The organism is Pseudomonas viridiflava, from assembly GCF_900184295.1.
Taxonomy (GTDB): domain Bacteria; phylum Pseudomonadota; class Gammaproteobacteria; order Pseudomonadales; family Pseudomonadaceae; genus Aquipseudomonas; species Aquipseudomonas viridiflava.
The window spans coordinates 1,612,413-1,634,578 of the sequence record NZ_LT855380.1; the positions used below are offsets into that span (position 1 = coordinate 1,612,413).

General features: G+C 61.4%; 24 protein-coding genes and 1 riboswitch. Of the genes, 19 read left to right on the forward strand and 5 right to left on the reverse strand.

Translation table 11 applies throughout. The features are described from left to right. Positions 1 to 126: 126 nt before the first annotated feature. The 4 genes from hda (at position 127) to CFBP1590_RS07650 (ending at position 3,024) form a co-directional block, all read left to right on the forward strand. On the forward strand, positions 127 to 831 hold the full coding sequence (gene hda / locus CFBP1590_RS07635; protein ID WP_004884162.1) for a DnaA regulatory inactivator Hda: 705 nt from the start codon (positions 127 to 129) through the stop codon (positions 829 to 831). Continuing rightward, positions 825 to 1,589, forward strand: a complete 765-nt coding sequence (locus tag CFBP1590_RS07640) for an NAD-dependent deacylase (protein ID WP_167383083.1) — start codon at positions 825 to 827, stop codon at positions 1,587 to 1,589. The genes hda and CFBP1590_RS07640 overlap by 7 nt, the downstream gene beginning before the upstream one ends. 75 nt (positions 1,590 to 1,664) lie before the next feature. Continuing rightward, positions 1,665 to 2,387 carry a C40 family peptidase gene (locus CFBP1590_RS07645; RefSeq protein ID WP_004884159.1) on the forward strand — a complete coding sequence of 241 codons (723 nt, stop codon included), beginning with the start codon at positions 1,665 to 1,667 and terminating at the stop codon, positions 2,385 to 2,387. A 94-nt stretch (positions 2,388 to 2,481) separates the two neighbouring features. Beyond that, on the forward strand, positions 2,482 to 3,024 hold the full coding sequence (locus CFBP1590_RS07650) for a C40 family peptidase (RefSeq protein ID WP_004884158.1): 543 nt from the start codon (positions 2,482 to 2,484) through the stop codon (positions 3,022 to 3,024). A 566-nt stretch (positions 3,025 to 3,590) separates the two neighbouring features. On the opposite strand, the gene CFBP1590_RS07655 is transcribed toward CFBP1590_RS07650, so the two are convergent. After that, on the reverse strand, positions 3,591 to 4,919 hold the full coding sequence (locus CFBP1590_RS07655) for a PQQ-dependent sugar dehydrogenase (protein ID WP_029241145.1): 1,329 nt from the start codon (positions 4,917 to 4,919) through the stop codon (positions 3,591 to 3,593). A 161-nt stretch (positions 4,920 to 5,080) separates the two neighbouring features. Further along, positions 5,081 to 5,296, forward strand: a riboswitch (cobalamin riboswitch). Between the two features lie 92 nt (positions 5,297 to 5,388). Between CFBP1590_RS07655 and cobO the strand changes: the two genes are divergently transcribed. From cobO to CFBP1590_RS07715, 13 genes are all read left to right on the forward strand, one after another. Then, entirely contained in the window at positions 5,389 to 6,000 is a 612-nt protein-coding gene (cobO, locus tag CFBP1590_RS07660) for a cob(I)yrinic acid a,c-diamide adenosyltransferase (RefSeq protein WP_004884152.1), read from the forward strand. A 25-nt stretch (positions 6,001 to 6,025) separates the two neighbouring features. After that, positions 6,026 to 7,321: a cobyrinic acid a,c-diamide synthase CobB gene (locus CFBP1590_RS07665; protein WP_029241144.1), complete on the forward strand. Its 1,296-nt coding sequence runs from the start codon at positions 6,026 to 6,028 to the stop codon at positions 7,319 to 7,321. Next, a complete protein-coding gene (bluB, locus tag CFBP1590_RS07670; RefSeq protein WP_025993809.1) occupies positions 7,318 to 7,968 on the forward strand; it encodes a 5,6-dimethylbenzimidazole synthase in 651 nt (216 codons plus the stop codon). The genes CFBP1590_RS07665 and bluB overlap by 4 nt, the downstream gene beginning before the upstream one ends. Next, the gene (cbiB, locus tag CFBP1590_RS07675) at positions 7,965 to 8,873 is read left to right on the forward strand and encodes an adenosylcobinamide-phosphate synthase CbiB (protein ID WP_058431686.1); all 909 of its coding nucleotides are present in this window, start codon (positions 7,965 to 7,967) and stop codon (positions 8,871 to 8,873) included. Before bluB ends, cbiB begins: the two co-directional genes overlap by 4 nt. Then, positions 8,866 to 9,867 (forward strand): threonine-phosphate decarboxylase CobD, encoded by a 1,002-nt coding sequence (gene cobD, locus CFBP1590_RS07680; RefSeq protein ID WP_088234781.1) that lies wholly within the window; start codon positions 8,866 to 8,868, stop codon positions 9,865 to 9,867. The genes cbiB and cobD overlap by 8 nt, the downstream gene beginning before the upstream one ends. Then, on the forward strand, positions 9,867 to 11,327 hold the full coding sequence (locus CFBP1590_RS07685) for a cobyric acid synthase (protein ID WP_058431688.1): 1,461 nt from the start codon (positions 9,867 to 9,869) through the stop codon (positions 11,325 to 11,327). The genes cobD and CFBP1590_RS07685 overlap by 1 nt, the downstream gene beginning before the upstream one ends. A gap of 1 nt (position 11,328) precedes the next feature. Then, positions 11,329 to 11,850, forward strand: coding sequence for a bifunctional adenosylcobinamide kinase/adenosylcobinamide-phosphate guanylyltransferase (gene cobU / locus CFBP1590_RS07690; protein ID WP_058431689.1), 522 nt, complete (start codon positions 11,329 to 11,331; stop codon positions 11,848 to 11,850). Then, positions 11,847 to 12,899, forward strand: coding sequence for a nicotinate-nucleotide--dimethylbenzimidazole phosphoribosyltransferase (cobT, locus tag CFBP1590_RS07695; RefSeq protein ID WP_088234782.1), 1,053 nt, complete (start codon positions 11,847 to 11,849; stop codon positions 12,897 to 12,899). Before cobU ends, cobT begins: the two co-directional genes overlap by 4 nt. After that, a complete protein-coding gene (gene cobC / locus CFBP1590_RS07700) occupies positions 12,896 to 13,468 on the forward strand; it encodes an alpha-ribazole phosphatase family protein (RefSeq protein ID WP_088234783.1) in 573 nt (190 codons plus the stop codon). Before cobT ends, cobC begins: the two co-directional genes overlap by 4 nt. A gap of 1 nt (position 13,469) precedes the next feature. Then, complete coding sequence (locus tag CFBP1590_RS07705) at positions 13,470 to 14,201, forward strand: adenosylcobinamide-GDP ribazoletransferase (RefSeq protein ID WP_088234784.1); 732 nt, start codon at positions 13,470 to 13,472, stop codon at positions 14,199 to 14,201. A gap of 105 nt (positions 14,202 to 14,306) precedes the next feature. Continuing rightward, positions 14,307 to 15,515, forward strand: a complete 1,209-nt coding sequence (locus tag CFBP1590_RS07710; RefSeq protein ID WP_088234785.1) for an MFS transporter — start codon at positions 14,307 to 14,309, stop codon at positions 15,513 to 15,515. Next, positions 15,512 to 15,634: a hypothetical protein gene (locus tag CFBP1590_RS28255; RefSeq protein WP_257118998.1), complete on the forward strand. Its 123-nt coding sequence runs from the start codon at positions 15,512 to 15,514 to the stop codon at positions 15,632 to 15,634. Before CFBP1590_RS07710 ends, CFBP1590_RS28255 begins: the two co-directional genes overlap by 4 nt. Before the next feature lie 61 nt (positions 15,635 to 15,695). Further along, a complete protein-coding gene (locus CFBP1590_RS07715; protein WP_088234786.1) occupies positions 15,696 to 16,247 on the forward strand; it encodes a glutathione peroxidase in 552 nt (183 codons plus the stop codon). 268 nt (positions 16,248 to 16,515) lie between these two features. Here CFBP1590_RS07715 and CFBP1590_RS07720 read toward each other — a convergent pair whose 3' ends face one another. The 4 genes from CFBP1590_RS07720 to CFBP1590_RS07735 all read right to left on the reverse strand — a co-directional run bounded on the left by CFBP1590_RS07720 (position 16,516) and on the right by CFBP1590_RS07735 (position 19,719). Next, a complete protein-coding gene (locus CFBP1590_RS07720) occupies positions 16,516 to 17,790 on the reverse strand; it encodes an OmpP1/FadL family transporter (RefSeq protein WP_032632636.1) in 1,275 nt (424 codons plus the stop codon). A gap of 159 nt (positions 17,791 to 17,949) precedes the next feature. Next, positions 17,950 to 18,429 (reverse strand): hypothetical protein, encoded by a 480-nt coding sequence (locus tag CFBP1590_RS07725; protein ID WP_043304301.1) that lies wholly within the window; start codon positions 18,427 to 18,429, stop codon positions 17,950 to 17,952. A gap of 277 nt (positions 18,430 to 18,706) precedes the next feature. After that, on the reverse strand, positions 18,707 to 18,931 hold the full coding sequence (locus CFBP1590_RS07730; RefSeq protein WP_004884137.1) for a hypothetical protein: 225 nt from the start codon (positions 18,929 to 18,931) through the stop codon (positions 18,707 to 18,709). A 482-nt stretch (positions 18,932 to 19,413) separates the two neighbouring features. Further along, positions 19,414 to 19,719: a hypothetical protein gene (locus tag CFBP1590_RS07735; protein WP_025993821.1), complete on the reverse strand. Its 306-nt coding sequence runs from the start codon at positions 19,717 to 19,719 to the stop codon at positions 19,414 to 19,416. A gap of 771 nt (positions 19,720 to 20,490) precedes the next feature. Here CFBP1590_RS07735 and CFBP1590_RS07740 point away from each other — a divergent pair. Continuing rightward, entirely contained in the window at positions 20,491 to 21,855 is a 1,365-nt protein-coding gene (locus tag CFBP1590_RS07740) for a DNA recombination protein RmuC (RefSeq protein ID WP_162876798.1), read from the forward strand. Between the two features lie 175 nt (positions 21,856 to 22,030). Next, the gene (locus CFBP1590_RS28260) at positions 22,031 to 22,153 is read left to right on the forward strand and encodes a PA1414 family protein (protein ID WP_004884133.1); all 123 of its coding nucleotides are present in this window, start codon (positions 22,031 to 22,033) and stop codon (positions 22,151 to 22,153) included. Positions 22,154 to 22,166: the final 13 nt, after the last annotated feature.

The following is a 22,166-nucleotide window of genomic DNA, read 5'->3' on the forward strand; positions in this document are numbered from 1 at the left end:
ACACAGCCTGTCGCAACCCTTTGATTTTGCTTGGGGTCTGTCGCATTGTGCGACCAGCGTCACGGGTATAAACTTTGCGCACTTTACACAGAGGCCCTTGGCGGTTCGCATGAACCGTTCGTCAGCATGAAACCGATTCAGCTGCCCCTGAGTGTGCGTCTGCGTGATGACGCCACTTTCGTCAATTACTATCCAGGCGCCAATGCCGCTGCACTCGGCTATGTCGAGCGGCTGTGCGAAGCCGACGCCGGTTGGACGGAAAGCCTCATCTATCTGTGGGGCAAGGACGGGGTAGGGCGTACGCATCTGTTGCAGGCGGCCTGCCTGCGCTTCGAGCAGATGGGTGAACCTGCGGTCTATCTGCCCTTGGCCGAAGTCATTGATGAAGGTATCGAACTGTTCGACCATCTCGAACAGTACGAGCTGGTGTGTCTGGACGACCTGCAGGCCGTGGTTGGCAAGCCGGAGTGGGAAGAAGCCCTGTTTCATCTGTTCAACCGTCTGCGTGACAGCGGACGGCGGCTGCTGATTGCGGCGTCCAAGTCGCCCCGCGAACTGCCGGTCAAGCTGCCGGACCTCAAATCCCGTCTGACCATGGCGCTGGTGTTCCAGATGCGCGGCCTGTCTGATGAGGACAAACTGCGCGCCCTGCAACTGCGTGCTTCGCGACGCGGTCTGCACCTCACCGACGAAGTCGGGCATTTCATCCTCACTCGCGGCACCCGCAGCATGAGTGCGTTGTTCGAATTGCTGGAGCGCCTCGATCAGGCGTCCCTGCAGGAGAAGCGCAAGCTGACCATTCCCTTCCTTAAAGAGACGCTGGGGTGGTAGACGACGCGCTGATCTTGCAAACGGCGGCTGCACTGCGCCACGCCAGACGAATTCTGATCATTACCGGTGCCGGACTGTCTGCGGATTCGGGATTGCCGACTTACCGAGGTATAGGCGGACTCTATAACGGCCGAACCGATGACGGCCTGCCGATTGAGGTCGCGTTGTCCGGTCCGATGCTGCGACGTGATCCCGAACTGTGCTGGAAATACATCGCTCAACTGGGCAAGGCCTGTCTGGGCGGGCAGCCCAATTCTGCGCATTACGCGATCGCTCAGTTGCAGCGCATCAAGCCCGAGTGCTGGGTGCTGACCCAGAATGTCGATGGTTATCATAGCGCTGCAGGCAGTCCGCCTGAGCGCCTGATCGAGATTCACGGTCAGATGGCGCCGCTGTTCTGTCAGTCCTGTGGCGCAGAAGATCCCCAGCTGAGTGAGCATCTGCAGCGACCGATGCCACCTTTGTGCTCAATCTGTAGTGGCGTTCTGCGACCGTCCGTCGTTCTTTTTCAGGAAATGCTCCCGGAACAGGCCCTGGAAACACTGTATGAACAACTGGCTATAGGCTATGACGCGGTGCTGACCATCGGCACCACCGCAAGCTTCCCCTATATTCATGAGCCGGTGATCAGGACCAGAGTTTCCGGGGGTTTTACGGCAGAAATCAATCCTGAGGCGACCGATCACAGCGCGCAAATGGACGTGTTTTTGAAGTGCCGGGCGGCACATGTCATGGAAAAACTCATAAGTCACATTTAGTTCGATTGAATTTGCAAATGACTTGGATAGAAGGCATAGTCTCGCCTTCTTAACAGTTCAGCCACGGTCGTGCCCATGCTAGTTGTTCGCTTCGCACCCCTCGTGCCCCTCGCACTCGTCACATTCCTGTTCGGTTGCTCGGCCAATATGCCGGTTTCTCAGCAAGAACAGGCTCAGCAAGCGCCTCGTTATCAGAACACCGTCACCGCCCAGTCCGCTGCCCGCCGCGCCGATGCCGCCGCCCTGCAGGACGAGATGGCCACTGAAGACGAACTGGCCCAGTTTGCTGACAACCAATCCTACAAACTGCCGGTTCTGGCCGACAGCATCCTTGAACGTGGCAAGGCCCTGATCGGTACGCGTTACCAGTTCGGCGGCACTTCGACCCGTTCGGGTTTCGATTGCAGCGGCTTCATCGGTTTCCTGTTCCGCGAAGAGGCTGGCATGAACCTGCCGCGCTCGACGCGTGAAATGATCAACGTCGATGCGCCTCTGGTCTCGCGCAACAACCTCAAGCCGGGTGATCTGCTGTTCTTCAGCACACGCGGCCGTGGTCGCGTCAGCCACGCAGCGATCTACGCCGGTAACGATCAGTTCATCCACTCCAGCAGCCGCCGCAGCGGTGGTGTACGCATCGACAGCCTCGATGACGCTTACTGGAGCAAGACCTTTATCGAAGCCAAGCGTCCTCTGGCAATGGCACCCGGTGCCGTAGCCGTGAAGACGCCAGCAGTTGCCACGCAGACAACGGCGATGACATCGACTACAGTCAAGACCGCAGTAAAACGCCGTAAGTAAATGAAATATGGAAAACGCAGACAGGCCGATGGCCTGTTTTCGTTTTTGAGCTTCTCGGCAGCGTAAGCCGCATCCGGATCAGGTTGTTGTGGTTATGTCGATTGCTTTGCGCCTGATGGTTATCTCTATTGCCGCGTTGCTTGGCGCCTGCGCCAGCGCACCGCCGCCTCCCCAGCCCCGGATCGTTCAGCGTCCGGTGGTAACTGCTCCCCCCCAGATTCTTTCCCAGGCCGCCGAAGATGTGCTGTTTCGCGCATTGGGGCTGGTCGGCACGCCCTATCGTTGGGGTGGCAACACGCCGGATTCGGGTTTCGATTGCAGTGGCCTGATCGGCTATGTGTACCGCGACGCTGCGGGGATTTCCCTGCCGCGCTCCACGCGTGACATGGTGGTGATGGGCGCGCCGAATGTGCGCCGTGAACAGCTGCAGTCAGGGGATCTGGTGTTCTTCGCCACCTCGGGCGGCTCGCAGGTTTCCCATGCAGGGATCTACGTCGGCGAAGGCCGCTTCGTACATGCCCCAGCGACCGGCGGCACGGTCAAACTCGACAGCCTCGACAAGCCGTATTGGCAGAAAGCCTACCTCAACGCCAAGCGCGTGATTCAGCCGTCGGACCTGGCACAGAATCGTCCTTGATCGCTGATGCCGCAAGCTTCTGCCGCTGTTGTGCAGATAACAGCGGATTGTGGGAAAAGCCACGTTCATTCAGTAAGTGGTGATCGTTCCTACGCTCTGCGTGGGAATGCCTCCCAGGACGCTCCGCGTCCGCTCTCGAATGTGGCGCAGATGTGTGCCCAAGCTCCAGCGTTTTCGACGTCATGCGCTCGACTCACTGAGTCCGCAGTCTGTGCCATTTGTGACGCAGAGCGTCACGGGCGGCATGCCCACGCGGAGCGATGGGCACGATCAGTGTGCTTGAGACCATGATCGTTCCTACGCTCTGCGTGGGAATGCCTCCCAGGACGCTCCGCGTCCGCTCTCGAATGTGGCGCAGATGTGTGCCCAAGCTCCAGCGTTTTCGACGTCATGCGCTCGGCTCACTGAGTCCGCAGTCTGTGCCATTTGTGACGCAGAGCGTCACGGGCGGCATGCCCACGCGGAGCGATGGGCACGATCAGTGTGCTTGAGACCATGATCGTTCCCATGCTCTGCGTGGGAATGCCTCTCAGGACGCTCCGCGTCCGGCTCTGAGCGTCACTGCATTATTGAGCCGCCTTCGCCGACGTCACGCGCCAGATCTTGTTGCCCACATCATCCGCCACCAGCAATCCGCCGCGATGGTCATTGACCACGCCTACCGGACGGCCCATGGCCTTTTCGTCGCTGTTGAGGAAGCCGGTCAGCACGTCGACAGGCGCGCCGTTGGGTTTGCCGCCGCTGAAGGGCACGAACACCACCTTATAACCACTGTGCGGTTTGCGGTTCCACGAACCATGCTGGCCGATGAACAGGCCTTCGTTGAACGGCGCTGCCAGCGTCTTGCCGTCGGCGAAGACCAGCCCCAGTGATGCTGTGTGCGGGCCGACCGCATAATCGGGGGCGATGGCCTTGGCGACCAGTGCCGGGTTCTGCGGTTTGACGCGCTCGTCCACGTGCTGGCCGTAGTAACTGTAAGGCCAGCCATAGAAGCCGCCGTCCTGCACCGAGGTCACGTAATCGGGCACCAGATCGCTGCCGATCTCGTCACGCTCGTTGACGGCTGTCCACAGTTTTCCAGTGGTTGGCTCCCAATCCATCCCGTTGGGGTTGCGCAGCCCCGAGGCGAAGATGCGGTGATTGCCGGTGGCAGCGTCCACTTCCCAGATCGCCGCACGGCCTTCCTCCTTGTCCATGCCGTTCTCGGCCACGTTACTGTTGGAGCCGACCGTCACGTACAGCTTGCTGCCGTCCTTGCTGGCGATGACGTTCTTGGTCCAGTGGTGATTCAGCGTGCCGCCCGGCAGGTCGACCACTTTGGTCGGCTGGGCGCTGATCGAGGTCTGGCCGTTTTCATACGGGAAACTGATCAGGCGGTCGGTGTCGGCCACGTACAGCTTGTTGCCCACCAGCGTCATGCCGAACGGCGAATTGAGGTTCTGCAGAAAGACGCTGCGGGTTTCGGCCACGCCGTCGTTGTTCGTGTCGCGCAGCAGGGTAATGCGGTTGGCGCTCGGTACGCCCGCACCGGCGCGGCCCATGACCTTCTCCATGACCCAGCCACGGATGCCTTTGCCGTCATCCGGCTTGGCCGGTGAGTTGGTTTCCGCGACCAGTACGTCGCCGTTGGGCAGCACGTACAGCCAGCGCGGGTGATCCAGATGTTCAGCGAAGGCGCCAACCTGGATGCCTGGCGCGGCCACCGGTTTTGCGTCCTTTTCCCAGCCGATGGCCGGGGCGATGTTGACCGTCGGAATCAGCGTCTTGTTCGGCTCCGGCAGTTTTGGAGAAGGCCCTGTTCCATCCGAGACCTGCAAGGTCGAAGACTCGCCGCACGCCGCGAGGCCGCCTGCGAGCAGAAGCAGTACAGCGTACTGTGGTCTGATTTTGAACATCGTGAATCTCCATCGACAAAGGCTTGGTCCAGTAAGGGATAGAGACACCCTGACCGCCGAGGTTCAATTGCGAGCCACCATCCGGCGGCGTCATGCAAGTGAATGGCCTTTATGCCCTGTGTACTGCGGTGTCGATTGACGCTCCACCCCCAACCCTCTACCCTTCGCGGTTTGTTTCAGGTGCTCTGCAATCCTCCCGATTGGCAGGGTGAAACAGGGAAGCCGGTGAGGGTCTGACGATCCGATTCCGGCGCTGCCCCCGCAACGGTAAATGAGTCAAGGCTGTGCATCGTGCCACTGCGTTTCGACGCGGGAAGGCGTGCAGCCCGGATGACCCGCTCATGAGCCCGGAGACCGGCCTGAAATACTCAATTGCATCACGGAGGGTGATGCTCTGTGCAGGGCGTTGCCGTGCTGTTCAGTGCTGTCCTTCCGTCTGCTTTCGCGACCCCCCGAGCGGAGAGCCGAGATGAACGAATCCCCCGAACGCGACGAACGCCATCTGGCGCGCATGCAGCGCAAGAAAGCCGTGATGGACGAACGTATCGCCAGCTCGCCCAATGAATGCGGCCTGTTGCTGGTGTTGTCCGGCAATGGCAAGGGCAAGAGCAGCTCGGCGTTCGGCATGCTTGCGCGGGCCATGGGCCATGGCATGCAGTGCGGCGTGGTGCAGTTCATCAAGGGGCGCAACAGCACAGGCGAGGAAATGTTTTTCCGCCGCTTCCCCGAGCAGGTGCGCTATCACGTGATGGGCGAGGGCTTCACTTGGGAAACCCAGGATCGTCAGCGCGATATCGCGGCCGCCGAGGCTGCCTGGGCCGTGAGTCTGGAAATGCTGCGCGACCCGGCTATCGGTCTGGTGGTGCTCGACGAACTGAACATCGCTCTCAAGCACGGCTATCTGGACCTTGAGCAGGTTTTGACCGATCTGCAGGCCCGTCCGCCCATGCAGCATGTGGTGGTGACCGGCCGTGGCGCAAAACCCGAATTGATCGACCTCGCGGATACCGTCTCGGATATCGGCGTGGTCAAACATGCATTCCAGTCCGGCATCCGGGCGCAGAAAGGTATCGAACTGTGAGCCATTCCGTTATGAGCATCCGGTCATGAGAAGCCCCAGGGATTGCCCGGCAGTACTGATCGCTGCACCGGCCTCCGGTCAGGGCAAGACCACCGTCACCGCAGCACTGGCACGCCTGCACCGTAATCAGGGGCGCAAGGTACGGGTCTTCAAGTGTGGCCCGGACTTTCTCGATCCGATGATTCTCGAGCGGGCGAGCGGGGCGCCGGTGTTTCAGCTGGACCTGTGGATGGTCGGCGCCGACGAGAGCCGTCGCCTTCTGTGGGAAGCCGCCGAAGACGCGGACCTGATCCTGATCGAAGGCGTGATGGGCTTGTTCGACGGCACGCCGTCCAGTGCTGATCTGGCGCGCCACTTCGGCGTACCGGTCCTCGGCGTGATTGACGGCACGGCGATGGCCCAGACCTTCGGTGCTCTGGCGCTGGGGCTGGCGCGCTATCAGCCTGACCTGCCGTTTGCCGGCGTGCTGGCCAACCGCGTGGGCACCGTGCGTCATGCGCAGTTGCTGGAAAACAGCCTGACCGAAGGCCTGCGCTGGTATGGCGCGCTGTCTCGTGAAACCGGCTTCGAACTGCCCAGTCGCCATTTGGGGCTGGTGCAGGCCGACGAACTCAACGACCTGGACCTGCGTCTGGACATGGCCGCTGCGGCCCTGGCCACCACCTGCGAGGTGGCCTTGCCGCCTGCGGTCACGTTCACTGCGCCAGAACCGGTTCATGTCGAGCGCTGGCTGGACGGGGTGCGGATTGCCGTGGCTCGCGATGGAGCGTTTGCGTTCACCTACGGCGCGAGTCTCGATCTGCTGCGCAACATGGGCGCGGAACTGAGCTTCTTCTCACCGATCCGCGACAGCCATCTGCCTGAAGCAGACAGCCTGTACTTGCCCGGCGGCTATCCCGAGTTGCATCACGTCGAACTGTCTGCCAACACCACGATGCTGGCCGACATCCGCGCGCACCATGCGGCCGGCAAACCCACGCTGGCCGAATGCGGCGGCATGCTGTATCTGCTGGAAGCCCTGACCGATGTTGAAGGCGTGCGCGCTGAACTGGTTGGCCTGCTGGCGGGCGAAGCGGCCATGCAGAAACGGCTGGCGGCGCTGGCGTTGCAGGCGGTCGAGATGCCGGAAGGCGAGTTGCGCGGTCACACCTATCACCATTCGCTGACCACCACCGAACTGCAGCCGATTGGCCGAGGCGTCAGCCCCAACGGCGGGCGCGGGGCGGAAGCGGTTTATCGCGAGGGTCGCCTGACTGCTTCCTACATCCATTTCTATTTTCCGTCCTGTCCCCAGGCGATTGCGGCCCTGTTCAAGCCATGACCGAACATGCGTTCAATGATGAAGAGCGGGCAGCGGTGTACCGCGCCATTGCCGAGCGCCGCGACATGCGGCACTTCGTCGGTGGCAGCGTGGCGCCCGAACTGCTCGCCCGTTTGCTGGAGGCTGCACACCAGGCACCCAGCGTTGGCCTGATGCAGCCCTGGCGGTTCATTCGGATCAGCGACCCGGCGCTGCGCGTCAGGATGCAGGCGCAGGTCGAAGAAGAGCGGGTCCGCACGGCCGAGGCACTGGGCGAGCGGACCGACGAGTTCATGAAGCTTAAGGTCGAAGGCATCAACGACTGCGCCGAGGTGCTGGTTGCCGCGCTGATGGAAGGTCGCGAGCAGCACATCTTTGGTCGTCGCACCCTGCCGGAAATGGACATGGCGTCGTTGTCCTGCGCGATTCAGAACCTGTGGCTGGCTGCACGCGCCGAAGGGCTGGGCATGGGCTGGGTGTCGCTGTTCGACCCTGACGCACTGGCCGATCTGTTGGCGATGCCGGAAGGCGCAAAGCCGCTGGCGATTCTCTGCCTGGGCCCGGTAAAGGAATTCTATCCCGCACCCATGCTGGTGCTGGAAGGCTGGGCGCAGGCGCGTCCGCTGAGTGAACTGCTGTATGAGAATCAATGGGGAGTGAGTCAATGAGTGTGGCGCTGTTGAGCGTGGCCGGAGTTGCGCTGGATGCGCTGCTCGGCGAGCCGAAACGCTCTCATCCGCTGGTGGCGTTCGGGCGCTTTGCCAATCGTCTGGAGCAGCGCTTCAACAGCGGCGGCCGGGGCTGGCGCAGCCATGGCGTCACGGCCTGGTTCGTGGCGGTGATCCCGCTGACACTGCTGGCCACGCTGCTGAGCTGGGCACCGTTCGTGGGCTGGCTGGTGGAGATTCTGGCGCTGTATTGCGCGCTGGGCATGCGCAGCCTCGGTGAGCATGTGCAGCCGGTGGCCCAGGCATTGCGCAGCGATGATCTGGAAGAGGCGCGTCGTCGCGTCGGCTATCTGGTCAGCCGCCAGACCAGCGAACTGGATGCGACCGAAGTCGCCCGCGCGGCCACCGAGTCGGTGCTGGAAAACGGCAGCGATGCAATATTTGCTGCGCTGTTCTGGTTTGTCGTGGCCGGTGTTCCAGGCGTGGTGCTCTATCGCCTGAGCAATACGCTGGATGCCATGTGGGGCTATCGTAACGAACGTTTCGAGCGTTTCGGCTGGGCGGCGGCGAAGATCGATGACCTGCTTAACTATATTCCTGCACGCCTGGTGGCGCTGACCTACGCGCTGCTGGGCAAAACCCGTTTGGCACTTCGATGCTGGCGCACTCAGGGACCGACCTGGGACAGTCCCAATGCAGGTCCGGTGATGGCGGCCGGTGCTGGCGCGCTGGGCGTCGAATTGGGTGGCGCGGCGATCTATCACGGCGAGCTGCATCAGCGTCCGCAATTGGGCGAAGGCGCACCCGCTGATGCCGACTCCATCGACCGTGGCTGGGAACTGGTGCAGCGCGGCGTGTGGCTCTGGTTGCTGGTGCTGTGCGTCGGGACAGCATTCTATGCTTGAGCACGGCGGACGACTGCGCGCTGCGGCGCAGCACTATGGCATCAATCAGGCCGACTGGCTGGACCTGTCCACCGGCATCGCGCCGTGGTCCGCGCCGGTACCGGACATTCCTTTGCGTGCCTGGGCGCGCCTGCCCGAGAACGATGATGGTCTGGAGACTGCCGCCTGTGCCTATTACGGCGTGTCACAGGTGTTGCCTGTTGCGGGTTCGCAGGCGGCGATCCAGGCGCTGCCGCGAGTGCGCAGTGCGGGTCGGGTGGGCGTGCTGTCGCCGTGCTACGCCGAACATGCGCATGCCTGGCGCAAGCAGGGTTATGTGGTGCGTGAGGTCGGCGAGCACGAAGTGGATTACTTCCTCGACAGCCTTGATGTACTGGTGGTGGTCAACCCCAACAACCCGACCGGTTTGCATCTGAGCGCCGAGCGCCTGCTGGAATGGCATGCGCGGCTGGCAGAGCGGGGCGGCTGGCTGGTGGTGGACGAGGCCTTCATGGATAACACGCCTCAGCTGAGCCTGGCAGCTGAAACCTGGCGTATCGGACTGGTCGTGCTGCGCTCGTTCGGCAAGTTTTTCGGATTGGCCGGGGTCAGGCTTGGCTTCGTGCTGGCCGAACCCGCGCTGCTCAGGTTACTGGCGCAGGAAATCGGCCCGTGGTCGGTCAGCGGTCCGACGCGGATTCTGGGGCAGGCGTGTCTGAATGACCGCGAATGGCAGGCACAGCAGCGCGTGCGCACCGATCAGGCGCGCGACCGTCTGGTGGCTCTGCTCGAGCTGTACGGACTTGCCCCACAAGGCGGCTGTGCACTGTTTCAATGGCTGGTCACGCCTGAAGCGCGGGCCATCCATGAATTCTGCGCCCGACGCGGGGTGTTGCTGCGCCTGTTCGAAGGCCCGACGCCTGAAGTCTCCAGCCTGCGTTTCGGGCTGCCCTGCGACGAAGCCGACTGGCGGCGTCTGCACACTGTTCTGTTTGAATACCGCAAGGAATCCTGATGGCCACGCTGATGGTACAAGGCACCACATCCGACGCCGGCAAAAGCACGCTGGTAACCGCGCTGTGCCGCTGGTTGACGCGACAGGGTGTGAAGGTGGTCCCGTTCAAACCGCAGAACATGGCGCTCAACAGTGCCGTGACCGCCGACGGCGGCGAGATTGGTCGCGCCCAGGCGGTGCAGGCTCAGGCGTGTTATCTGCAGCCGCACACCGACATGAACCCGGTGCTGCTCAAGCCCAACAGCGACACCGGCGCGCAGGTGATCATCCATGGCCGGGCTGTCACCACCATGAATGCGGTGGCGTATCACGGCTATAAAGAGATCGCCATGCGCGCGGTGCTGGAGTCTCACGAGCGGCTGGGACACCACTATCCAGTGATCATGGTCGAAGGCGCCGGTTCGCCTGCGGAGATCAACCTGCGAGCCAATGACATTGCCAACATGGGCTTCGCCGAAGCCGTCGATTGCCCGGTGCTGTTGATCGCCGACATCAACCGTGGTGGTGTCTTCGCCCATCTGGTCGGAACCCTGGAACTGCTATCGCCCAGCGAGCAGGCGCGGGTCAAAGGCTTCATCATCAACCGTTTTCGCGGCGACATCGCCTTGCTGCAACCGGGCCTGGACTGGCTGGAAGCGCGCACCGGCAAGCCGGTGGTCGGCGTGCTGCCTTACGTGATGGACCTGCATCTTGAGGCCGAAGACGGTCTGGATCAGCGCCAGACCGACAAGGTCGAGCAGGTACTGAATGTGGTGGTGCCGGTCTTGCCGCGCATCAGCAACCACACTGACTTCGACCCGCTGCGCCTGCATCCGCAGGTCAATCTGCAATTCGTCGGCCCCGGTCAGGCAATACCGCCTGCCGACCTGATTATCCTGCCCGGCTCGAAAAGCGTGCGCAGTGACTTGGCGTACCTGCGTGCCAATGGTTGGGAAGACGCCATCCGGAAACACCTGCGCTATGGCGGCAAGGTGATGGGGATCTGCGGCGGGCTGCAGATGCTCGGCGAGCAGATGCACGACCCACTGGGGCTGGAAGGCGCGGCGGGTTCAAGCCCGGGTCTTGGCCTGCTGGCGATGAGCACGGTGCTGGAATCCGAGAAACAGCTGCGTAACGTACGTGGCCGTCTGACGCTGGAAGATGCCGAGGTCAGCGGTTACGAGATTCATGCCGGTGTCACCACGGGTGCGGCGCTGGAACAGGCTGCCGTCCGGCTGGACGACGGTCGTTGCGATGGTGCGCAGAGCGCCGACGGGCAGATTCTCGGGACGTACCTGCACGGCCTGTTCGAGTCGCCTGCCGCGTGCAGCGCTCTGTTGCGCTGGGCCGGGCTTCGCGATGTGCAGGAGGTCGATTATCACGCCCTGCGCGAGCGGGACATCGAGCGTCTGGCGGATCTGGTGGAAAAGCACCTGGACGGCACATTGCTGCGTCAGCTGTGCGGACTGGAGACGAACTGAAATGCTGCAACTGATCCTGGGGGGCGCGCGCTCCGGCAAGAGCCGACTGGCCGAAAAACTGGCGGCCGAGTGCGGTCTGAACGTGACCTACATCGCCACCAGCCAGCCACTGGACGGCGAGATGAACCAGCGCGTCGCCAGCCATCGTGCTCGTCGCCCTGAGCAGTGGGGACTGGTGGAGGAACCGGTCGAACTGGCACGCGTGCTGCGAGAAAACGCCGCGCCCGATCATTGTCTGCTGGTCGATTGCCTGACCCTGTGGCTGACCAACCTGCTGATGCTCGACAGTCCCGAACGTCTGGCGCAGGAGCGTGATGCGTTGCTCGACTGCGTGGCGGCGCTTCCAGGCGAAATCATTTTCGTCAGTAACGAAACCGGGCTTGGCGTAGTGCCGCTCGGCGAGCTGACCCGTCGCTATGTCGACGAAGCCGGCCTTCTGCATCAAGCCCTTGCCGAACGTTGCCAGCGCGTAGTGCTGACCGTGGCGGGCTTGCCCCTGACTTTGAAAGGAACTGCGCTATGAGTAACTCCTGGTGGCTCGAACCCGCACAGGCCATCAACGCGCCGATGCGTGAAGCGGCGCTGGCCCGTCAGCAACAACTGACCAAACCGGCCGGCTCGCTGGCGCAACTGGAGCGTCTGGCGGTGCAGCTTGCCGGTCTGCAGGGGCGTGAGCGTCCGGCAGCTGATCAAGTGTGGATCGCGATTTTTGCCGGTGATCATGGCGTGGTCGCTGAGGGGGTTTCGGCCTATCCGCAGGCCGTTACCGGCCAGATGCTGCACAATTTCGTCAATGGCGGCGCGGCAATCAGTGTGCTGGCGCAGCAGCTTTCGGCGCAGCTGGATGTGGTGGATCTGGGCACTGTTCTGCCGGTGGACCTGCCGGGTGTGCGGCATTTGCGCCTCGGCGCAGGCACCGCCAACTTCGCCCAGGGGCCGGCCATGACGGCTGACCAGGGGTTGGCGGCTTTGCAGGCCGGACGTGACAGTGTGCTGCGCGCCAAGGCATCACGGACCGAGTTGTTCATCGGTGGCGAAATGGGCATCGGTAATACCACCGCCGCCAGTGCGGTTGCCTGCTCCATGCTGGAGTGCGCGGCGCAACTGCTGGTCGGCCCTGGCACCGGGCTGAACGCCGAAGGTATCGAACACAAGACTCGGGTCATCGAGCGTGCCTTGAAGCTGCACGCTGAACACGCAGGTGATCCACTGCACAGCCTGTTCAGCCTCGGCGGTTTCGAGATTGCCGCATTGACGGGCGCTTATCTGGCCTGCGCGCAGGAAGGCATCGTCGCGCTGGTGGACGGTTTCATCTGCAGCGTGGCGGCACTGGTGGCCGTGCGCCTGAACCCGTCATGTCGCAACTGGCTGGTGTTCGGCCATCGTGGCGCTGAAACGGGTCATCGTCATGTGCTGGAGATTCTTCAGGCCGAACCGTTGCTTGATCTCGGCCTGCGGCTGGGCGAGGGCAGTGGTGCCGCACTGGCCGTCCCACTGGTGCGCATGGCCTGTGCGCTGCACAACGGCATGTCGACCTTTGCCGAAGCCAGCGTATCGGATCGCCCGGCATGACCCTGCGACTGGATTTGCTGCGTCACGGTGAGACCGAGCAGGGCGGCGGTCTGCGGGGCAGCATCGACGATGCGCTGACGGATCTGGGTTGGCAGCAGATGCGCTCGGCCGTCACTGAAGCCGGGCCTTGGGACCGAGTCGTCAGTTCGCCCTTGCAGCGCTGCTCGCGCTTCTCCGAAGAGCTGGCCGCACGACTGTCCCTGCCCATGGAGCTCGAATCTGGACTGCAGGAACTGCATTTCGGTGACTGGGAAGGCCACAGCCCTGCGCAACTGATGGAGACGGATGCCGAAGGCCTGGGGCTGTTCTGGAACGATCCGTATGCCTTCACGCCGCCCAATGGCGAGCCGGTGATCGAGTTTTCGGCACGCGTTCTGAGTGCGGTGCAGCGTCTGCATGACAGGTACGCCGGTGAGCGGGTGCTGCTGGTCAGTCATGGTGGCGTGATGCGGCTGTTGCTGGCCCAGGCGCGTGGCCTGCCGCGTGAGCAACTGCTGCAGGTGGTCGTTGGGCATGGCGCGCTGTTATCGATCAATGTTGCCGCTGAAGGCGTTCTCACGGAGTCCTGACATGCTGCCCTTCTGGATCGCCCTGCAATTTCTCGGCAGCTTTCCGATCCGCCTGCCCGGCATGCCGAAGCCTGAGGAAACCGGACGCTCGCTGTTGTTCTATCCTCTGGTGGGCGTGCTGTTCGGCATCGTATTAATGAGCCTGAATGCATTGCTGGCCGGTGCGCCCTTGATGCTGCACGCTGCCTTGCTGCTCTGCGCCTGGGTGCTGTTGAGTGGGGGGCTGCATCTGGACGGCCTGGCGGACAGCGCCGATGCCTGGCTGGGCGGTTTCGGTGATCGCGAGCGAACCCTGACCATCATGAAAGACCCGCGCAGCGGGCCGATTGCCGTGGTCACGCTGGTGCTGGTGCTGCTGCTCAAATTCACCGCCATTCTGGCGCTGATTGAAAGTCATCACAGCATCGCGCTGCTGCTGGCACCGCTGATTGGACGCAGCGCCATGCTGGGGCTGTTTCTGAATACGCCCTATGTGCGTGCCGGTGGTCTGGGGCAGGCGCTGGCGGACCATTTGCCACGTGGCGCGGCGCGTCGAGTGCTGCTGGTCAGTGGTGTAGCCTGTGTGTTGTTCGCAGGTTGGTCGGGACTGGCTGCTGTGGTGGCTTCGATGGCCTGCTTTCTGTGGTTGCGTCAGGTAATGATTCGTCGTCTGGGTGGCACCACCGGCGACACCGCTGGCGCTTTGCTGGAGCTGCTCGAGGTGGTGGTACTGCTGGCGATGGTGCTGTTCTGAGCATCCGCTGATATCCGATTGACAGGCTCTTGCACTGAGGCGTAATTTCGCCGTTATTAATTTACGGGCATATCCACGCATTTCCGGTCAGGGAGCTTCAAAACAATGACATCAGTGTGGCGTACCAGTGGCTGGATACTGCTCGGGAGTGCATTGATCCTCGCGCTTTCCCTGGGAACACGGCACGGCTTCGGTCTGTTTCTCGCGCCCATGAGTGCGGATTTTGGCTGGGGCCGTGAGGTCTTCGCATTCTCCATCGCCCTGCAGAACCTGATGTGGGGGTTGGCCCAGCCATTTGCCGGAGCCCTGGCTGATCGGTTTGGCGCGGCCAAGGTCGTGTTTGTCGGCGGCGTGCTCTATGCCGTGGGCCTGCTGTGCATGAGCATGGCGGATTCACCGCTGAGTCTGTCCCTGAGCGCGGGCCTGCTGATCGGCATTGGTCTGTCCGGCACTTCGTTTTCCGTGATCCTCGGCGTCGTCGGGCGGGCCTTGCCTGCCGAGAAACGCAGTATGGGCATGGGTATCGCCAGCGCCGCCGGTTCGTTCGGCCAGTTTGCCATGCTGCCCGGTACGCTGGGGCTGATCGGCTGGCTGGGCTGGTCTGGCGCCTTGGTGGTACTGGGCGTGATGGTGGCGCTGATCCTGCCGCTGGTGGGCATGCTCAAGGACAAGCCGACCGAATCCGTGGGCATTCAGCAGACGCTGGGTGAAGCATTGCGTGAGGCCTGCTCGCACTCCGGTTTCTGGCTGCTGGCGCTGGGCTTTTTCGTCTGTGGCTTTCAGGTGGTGTTCATCGGTGTGCATCTGCCTGCTTACCTCGTCGACCAGCACTTGCCCGCCAAGGTCGGCACCACGGTGCTGGCGCTGATTGGCCTGTTCAATATCTTCGGCACCTACACGGCGGGCTGGCTGGGCGGACGCATGTCCAAGCCGCGTCTGCTGACGGCGCTGTACCTGCTGCGCGCTGTTGTGATCGTCTTGTTCCTGTGGATTCCGCTCAGCCAGACCACCGCTTACCTGTTCGGTGTCGCGATGGGGCTGTTGTGGCTGTCCACGGTCCCGCTGACCAACGGTACGGTCGCAACTCTGTTTGGGGTGCGCAACCTGTCGATGCTCGGTGGTATCGTCTTCCTGTTCCACCAGTTGGGCGCGTTCCTTGGGGGCTGGCTGGGAGGGCTGGTGTATGACCATACCGGGAGTTACGACTTGATCTGGCAAGTGTCGATCCTGCTCAGCCTGTTGGCGGCGGCCCTCAACTGGCCCGTGCGTGAGCGTCCTGTGGCGCGGTTGCAGGCGCAGGCGGGTGTCGCGTGAGCCGCCACTGGCCGTTGCTGGCGGCGCTTACCGGTGGCGGCGCCGTGCTGGCGCTGGTCTGGTGGGCCTGGCAGCAGGTCGGGCTGGCCGCATTGCAACTGGGCATGGGCGCTTGCTAGGCAGAAAGCGTCGGTTGGGGTAGCGTGTCGGCAGACAGCCACCAACTCCAGGGACGCCTTGATGAACACTCGCTTTATATCGATTCCCTTCCTGCTGCTGGCCATGAGCGGCACCGCCATGGCCGCCGAATGCCCGGCCCTGCTGCAAGGCGAGCTGCCCAAGCTGCGTTCCAAGGAAAACATCGACCTGTGCCAGCGCTATGCAGGCAAGCCGATGGTGGTCGTCAATACCGCCAGCTTCTGCGGCTTCGCCCCGCAGTTCAAAGGCCTTGAGGAATTGAGCCAGCGCTACAAGGCGCAGGGTCTTGAAGTGCTGGGTGTGCCGTCCAATGATTTCAAACAGGAAGCCAAGGACGGCGAAGAGACCGCCAAGGTCTGCTACGTCAATTACGGCGTGACCTTCACCATGACCGAGCCGCAGGCCGTGCGAGGCGACGACGCCACCCACCTGTTCAAGGTGCTGGCGGAACAGAGTAGCGCCCCGCGCTGGAACTTCTACAAGTACGTGGTGGATCGCCAGGGCAACGTGGTCGCCAACTTCTCCAGCATGACCAAGCCGGATGATCCTGATCTGATTGCGGCGATCGAGAAGGCGATTGCGTCGAAGCCTTGAGACGGGCTGGTTGAGGTGACGCTTTGCGTTGCATTCGAGAGCGGACGCGGAGCGTCCTGGGCGGCGTTACCACGCAGAGCGTGGGAACGATCATCGTCGTATTCCTCCAAGGGGAGTTGCGTATAACGATGAGTGCTCCGCGTGGGCATGCATCCCGTGACGCTGCGCGTCACATCCGAGCGGACGCTGAGCATTTACCGAGCGCAACAAAAAGCCCGCACTCCCTGAGGATGTGCGGGCTTTTTTTCAGCCGGTTTTCAGTCGTCCATCAGAAGCGATAGGTGACCGAAGTGCCGACGCCGTGCGCGGTGTTGCGGAAGTCCGCGCTGTACGAGCCTTTGGTGGCGCTGCTGTTGCGGATCTTGGCTTCATCTTCACGCAGGTACGAGTACGCTACGTCGATGGTCAGGTCGTCGGTCGGGCTCCAGCCGGCACCGAAGCTGACGATCTTGCGGTCGCCGGTCGGGATGCGTGGAGAGCGATTGACGTTGTTGGTCGGCGCCTGGTCCACGGAGAAGCCGGTGCGCAGTGTCCACTCCTTGTTGACCTTGTACGAAGCGCCGATGGCGTGAGCCCAGGTGTCGTGCCAGTCCTGTTCTTCGGAGATGGTGCCGATCGGGCCTGCCGAGCCGCCCAGTTGCGGAGGAACGCCGTCGTTGTTGACGGTGATGTCGGTCAGGCGGCTCCAGCGGGTCCAGGTGCTGCCTGCGTAGACAGTCCAGTTTTCATCGATCTGCTGGGTGATGGAGAAGTCCACCGACTCAGGCGTGGAGATGTCCAGCGAGGCGTCGTATTTCTGGCCGCCGAACGGACCGAAGCCGGAGCCTTCGATCTTGGTCTTGCCCTTGAGCTTGTAGTCGACCTTGGAGTGGTAAGTCAGGCCCAGGCGTGTGGTGTCAGTCGCTTGCACGAGTACACCAACGTTGAAGCCCAGCGCGGTGTCGTCACCTTTGATCTTCACCTTGCCGTCGTTACGGCCTGGCGTCGCAGCGTTGAGCGTGGAGGAGGTCAGCTCGCCGTCGATACGGTTGATAGTGGGACCGAAACCGATGGACACCTTGTCATTGAAGGCATAGCTGACGGTCGGCTGGAGGGTGACAACCTGTACGTGGCTCTTGTCGCCCCAGTAGCGGCCCGCGAAGCCGCTTTCGTAGTCGGTCACCAGACCGAACGGGGCATACATGCCCAGGCCGAATGCCCAGTGATCATCGATCGGCTTGACGTAGTAGCCCATGGGCACGCCCACGACAGGAACCATGTCGCCGTCGTTGCTGCCACCGAAGGTGCCACGGCCGTTGTCGATGTTGGTCTTGGCGATCACGGCTGCCGCGCCCACGCTGATTTCTTCGCGCTTGAGACGGGACATGCCGGCAGGGTTGCCAAAGACGGTGCTTGCATCATCGGCAGACGAGGAACGACCGGCAAAACCGGTGCCCATGCCGCTGACGCTTTGTTCGTTGAGTGCAAAACCTGCAGCGAATAGCTGAGAGGAGGCCAGACCGATAGCCAGACCCAGTGTTGTCCTGTTCATTACTTTTGTCATTGTTTTCATTATTAGAACTCCTTGTGATCACCGGGCGGAAATTACCAACATTTTCGACGGCGCGCTATAGCCTGAAGAGCCCGAGTTAGAGCTATTCTTGTAGGACAATCCATCTATCTTGCAGCGAACACTGCCGATCTTCGAATTCCGGTGTCTGGCTCATGCCGGTAGATACAAGGGTGCGACACTGGCATTCCAGCATGCGACAAAGTCTCTCAATCGTCCCTGTGGCTGAAAAACGGTTCTCCAGATTCTGGCCATGGCCAGTGGGTCGTCTTCGGCTGGAAGAAGCGTGTTCGTGGCTTCGATCATCATCAAGGCGATGGCCGTCGAGTAGCGCAGATTGACGGTCAATTCCAGATGCGGACCGCTGAGGAAGGCGTGCTGGCTGGCAAGGCCTCTGACCCGGCTGGCAAGGTCAGGATCCAGCGCCAGATAGTTGTCCCAGAGCTGCTTGTGCCTGAGCTCTGGTATGCGATAGAGGCCATGCCCGCGGCGGCTGTCCAGGGCGGCACCGAACGCTGACTGGCTGGCGGCTATGCCCAGCAACAGGGATTCGGCACGATGGCTTCGGCGATCCAGATACATCAGGGTCGGGCGGATGACGTGACGGCATAATTCTATGGCTGCGATACCCATAATACTGTCGGCGCTCGGATGTGTGACTGCGTGCCCCTCTGGTGCCTGGCGAAGCGGAGGGTGCGGGGGCTTCCGGAGGCGGCCTCAGGTCGCCCGAGTTGAAGTGTAGTGTCAGATTTGCGGTGTAACGGCCTGTTTTTAAATTGTTTGCGGCTTTGCCGATAAGCGGCTATATCCGTTGGCAATTAGCTGGATTCATCCGAACAGAAAATGCAGGCAATAAAAAACCCCGCCAGGTGAGGGCGGGGTTTCGGGCTTGCGGTGCTGCGTTCGTCTATCAGGCAATGAGTGCCTGACGGGTACGCTCGATCACGGCCTGCAGCGGTTCGGCGCTGGCGTATTGATCGGGGTACAGGCGCTCGCTGTGGCGGGCGATGCCGTGCTCGTTGACGATGGTGAAGCTGAAGCAGCCTTTGCGGGCCGCCATGATCAGGCAATTCATTGGCGCGAATGCGTTGGTCAACGTATGAATGGCATGTTGGGTCTGGTTATGGTGAGTCATATTAGGTGTTTCCTGAATCAACACGGAACAATACCGTGCATAAATAAAGATTCCAGTAAACGCGGGCCGGCAGTAATTGGTAAAGCCTGGCTGGGCGGAGAACCTGACTGGAACAAGACAGTCAATTGAAGCGCGCTTTATCGTATGGCGCTCTGGCTGGCTGGTAGGTACTTAGGAGGGCAGGCAACACAACAGGAGCAAAGGTTCGACGCTCCGGGTGAAGATCCTGATCAATTGCAGGCTGGTTGAAGCAGAGCATGATAGCCGTAACTGCATTGCCGCCAAGGTGTGGCTCACATATGCGAAAGGGTCATGCCTGGAAACCATCGAGGTGGTCGATCCCTTGTAGCCAGCATTCTCTTCCTTTGGAAAGAGCTGATACTGGGGGACTTGTCGACCGGAATTGATTTTCAGCTTGGTACTAACGGCGGCTATGCTAATCAAGCCTGAAGTGAATTGCAAGTGTGTATATAAATCAACAGCTACCAGTGGTCGGAGATTCGATAGATCAGCACCGTGGCGCAGGCCACCATCGAACAGCCCAGCGCATAGGCTGCCAGGGTCAAGGGCCTGGACGTTCGGCTTTCGATGGCACGCATGATGTCGCCGACATTGTTAATGCGCCCCTTGCTCAGATCACTGCAGATGATCAGGGCCACGGCGATGCCCGATAGCAGGATGGTGTAGGCGAAGACGCCACCATCCGGCGGCGGCAGGACGATGCTGGCGCCGACTGCCGTGATGCAGACAGCCATCAACAGCACGAAGAACTTCACTACTTCTTTCATCGTGTCCCTTCAATAATCGCAAGCATGAACCGTGATGCGGTTTTCTCGGCGCTCGTTTGGACCGCAGCGCACGCCTTTTGTCGCACGCAAGGATTCACAGGTACGGCCTGGCCGTTCAAGAGCCGATTCAATGGGTGTCCAGCGTGTTCGGAATATGCCCTGCGAGCCACAGATTCATTGAGAAAGCGTCGCAATCAGGCGGCTTCTGCAAAGGATTTGAAACGCCTGAAAAAATGGACGTTTCAGAGTTGTGCACATTAGCGTCACAAGCTGCCACATCACTGTCACATGCGTCGCTAAGGGTTTGATTTCTGATGGTGAATTATTAAGTCAATGAAAAACATCGTTTTTTTAAACTGGTGAAAAAATCGTCAGTTTGAGCGCAGGCCCCATTCTGCCTGCGTTTGAGAGAGTTAAAGGGGTGTTGTCCACTGAGTTATCCACAGCTTCTGTGGATTGTCCCGATCCGAAACGACACAGAATTGGGGGTGTCGTTGACATCAAAAGCGAGTAGAATCTCGCCCCCCGATTTGCCCGCGCGCTGCTTCTCGATGGCTGTCCTGGCTGCACTTTTCGTTGTCATTGATGCACTCTCTATTTTTCTGAACGCTTTACGCATAATGCGGCTGGCACTCATTCGCCACGCACGGAGTCGTTATGGCATTTGACTTGAACAGCCTGTTGTTCGGCCTGGGCGCTGCAGCGTTGCCGTTGCTGGCGTGGGTCTGGCAGTTGCAGCGCCGTCTGACACGTCGCGATGCCGAGACTGCGTTGCTGGACGAGCGCCTGAGCATGGCGCAAATGGCTCAGGACGGTCTCAATGCACAGCTGGACGCCAGCCGTGACGAGATCAGCGACCTGAGCCAGGCCAACGCCGCCAAGCAGGCTGACCTTGCAGCCTTGCGCAGGGAGGTCGAGTTGTTGCGGCAGGAGTCCGATAACGCCCGTGATGTCGCGCAGGGGCTGAATCAGGAGCGCGCCATCAAGGAGGCCGAGTTGCGTCGCCTCGATGCGCAATGCGCGGCGCTCGGTGCCGAACTGCGTGAACAGCAGGACAGTCACCAGCAGCGGCTGAATGACCTTCAGGGTTCCCGCGACGAACTGCGTGCACAGTTCGCGGAACTGGCGGGCAAGATTTTCGATGAGCGCGAGCAGCGCTTCGCCGAAACCAGCCAGCAGCAGTTGGGGCAACTGCTGACGCCGTTGAAAGAGCGTATTCAGTCGTTCGAAAAGCGCGTCGAGGAAAGCTATCAGAATGAAGCCCGTGAGCGATTCTCGCTGGCCAAGGAGCTGGAGCGCCTGCAACAGCTCAATCTGCGTCTGAGCGATGAAGCCACCAACCTGACGCGCGCTCTCAAGGGGCAGAAGACTCAGGGCAACTGGGGTGAGCTGATCCTTGAGCGCGTGCTGGAACACGCAGGGCTCGAGAAGGGGCGCGAGTATCAGACCCAGGTCAGCCTCAAGGGGCCGGATGGCGAGCGCTTTCAGCCTGACGTGCTGATCATGCTGCCGGGTGACAAGCAGGTTGTGGTGGATGCCAAGGTCAGTCTGACGGCGTATCAGCAGTACGTGTCGGCGGATGACGAGGTCATCGGGCAGGCCGCACTCAAACAGCATGTCCTGTCGCTGCGCAATCACGTCAAAGGGCTGTCGGGCAAGGATTACAAACGCCTTGAAGGGCTGCACAGCCTGGATTTCGTCTTGCTCTTCGTGCCGATCGAAGCGGCCTTTTCCGCCGCGCTGCAGGCCGAGCCGAATCTGTTTCAGGAAGCCTTCGACCGGAACATCGTGATCGTCAGCCCCACGACGCTGCTGGCCACGCTGCGGGTGATCGACAGCCTGTGGAAGCAGGAGCGCCAGAGCCAGAATGCCCGCGAGATCGCCGAGCGTGCCGGCTGGCTGTACGACAAGTTTGTGCTGTTCATTCAGGATCTGGACGAGGTGGGCAGTCGTCTTCAGCAACTGGACAAGGCCTATTCGGCCGCACGTAACAAGCTGACAGAAGGGCGCGGCAATCTGGTCAGTCGCAGTGAGCAGTTGAAGCTGCTCGGCGCGCGTGCCAGTAAAAGCCTGCCGCCTGATCTGCTTGAACGGGCCATGACCGATGAAGAGGGTCTGGCTCGTTTGCCTGAGTAAGAAATGCCGGTGTCCGTCCGTCGCAAAGACTAGAAGGAATTCCCCGCAGGTGTCACATTGCCCATATCGGGAAAATTGTTTTCCGTAACGCTCGGCGAACCGAACGGATGCTTCTATGATCTCTATTGAGTGATCAGCACAGGTTGGTTGCCGTGTTTTCCCTGAAGGGGGCTTTATGAACAGCAAACTGCAAGAATGGCTCCATGATGTGGGTGTTGCGCTGGGTCTGATCGAACGACCAAAGCTGCAGCCCATTCCGGTTCGCACCGACGATACACGTCGCCGCCCGCGCCGATAGGTTGTACCGGCAC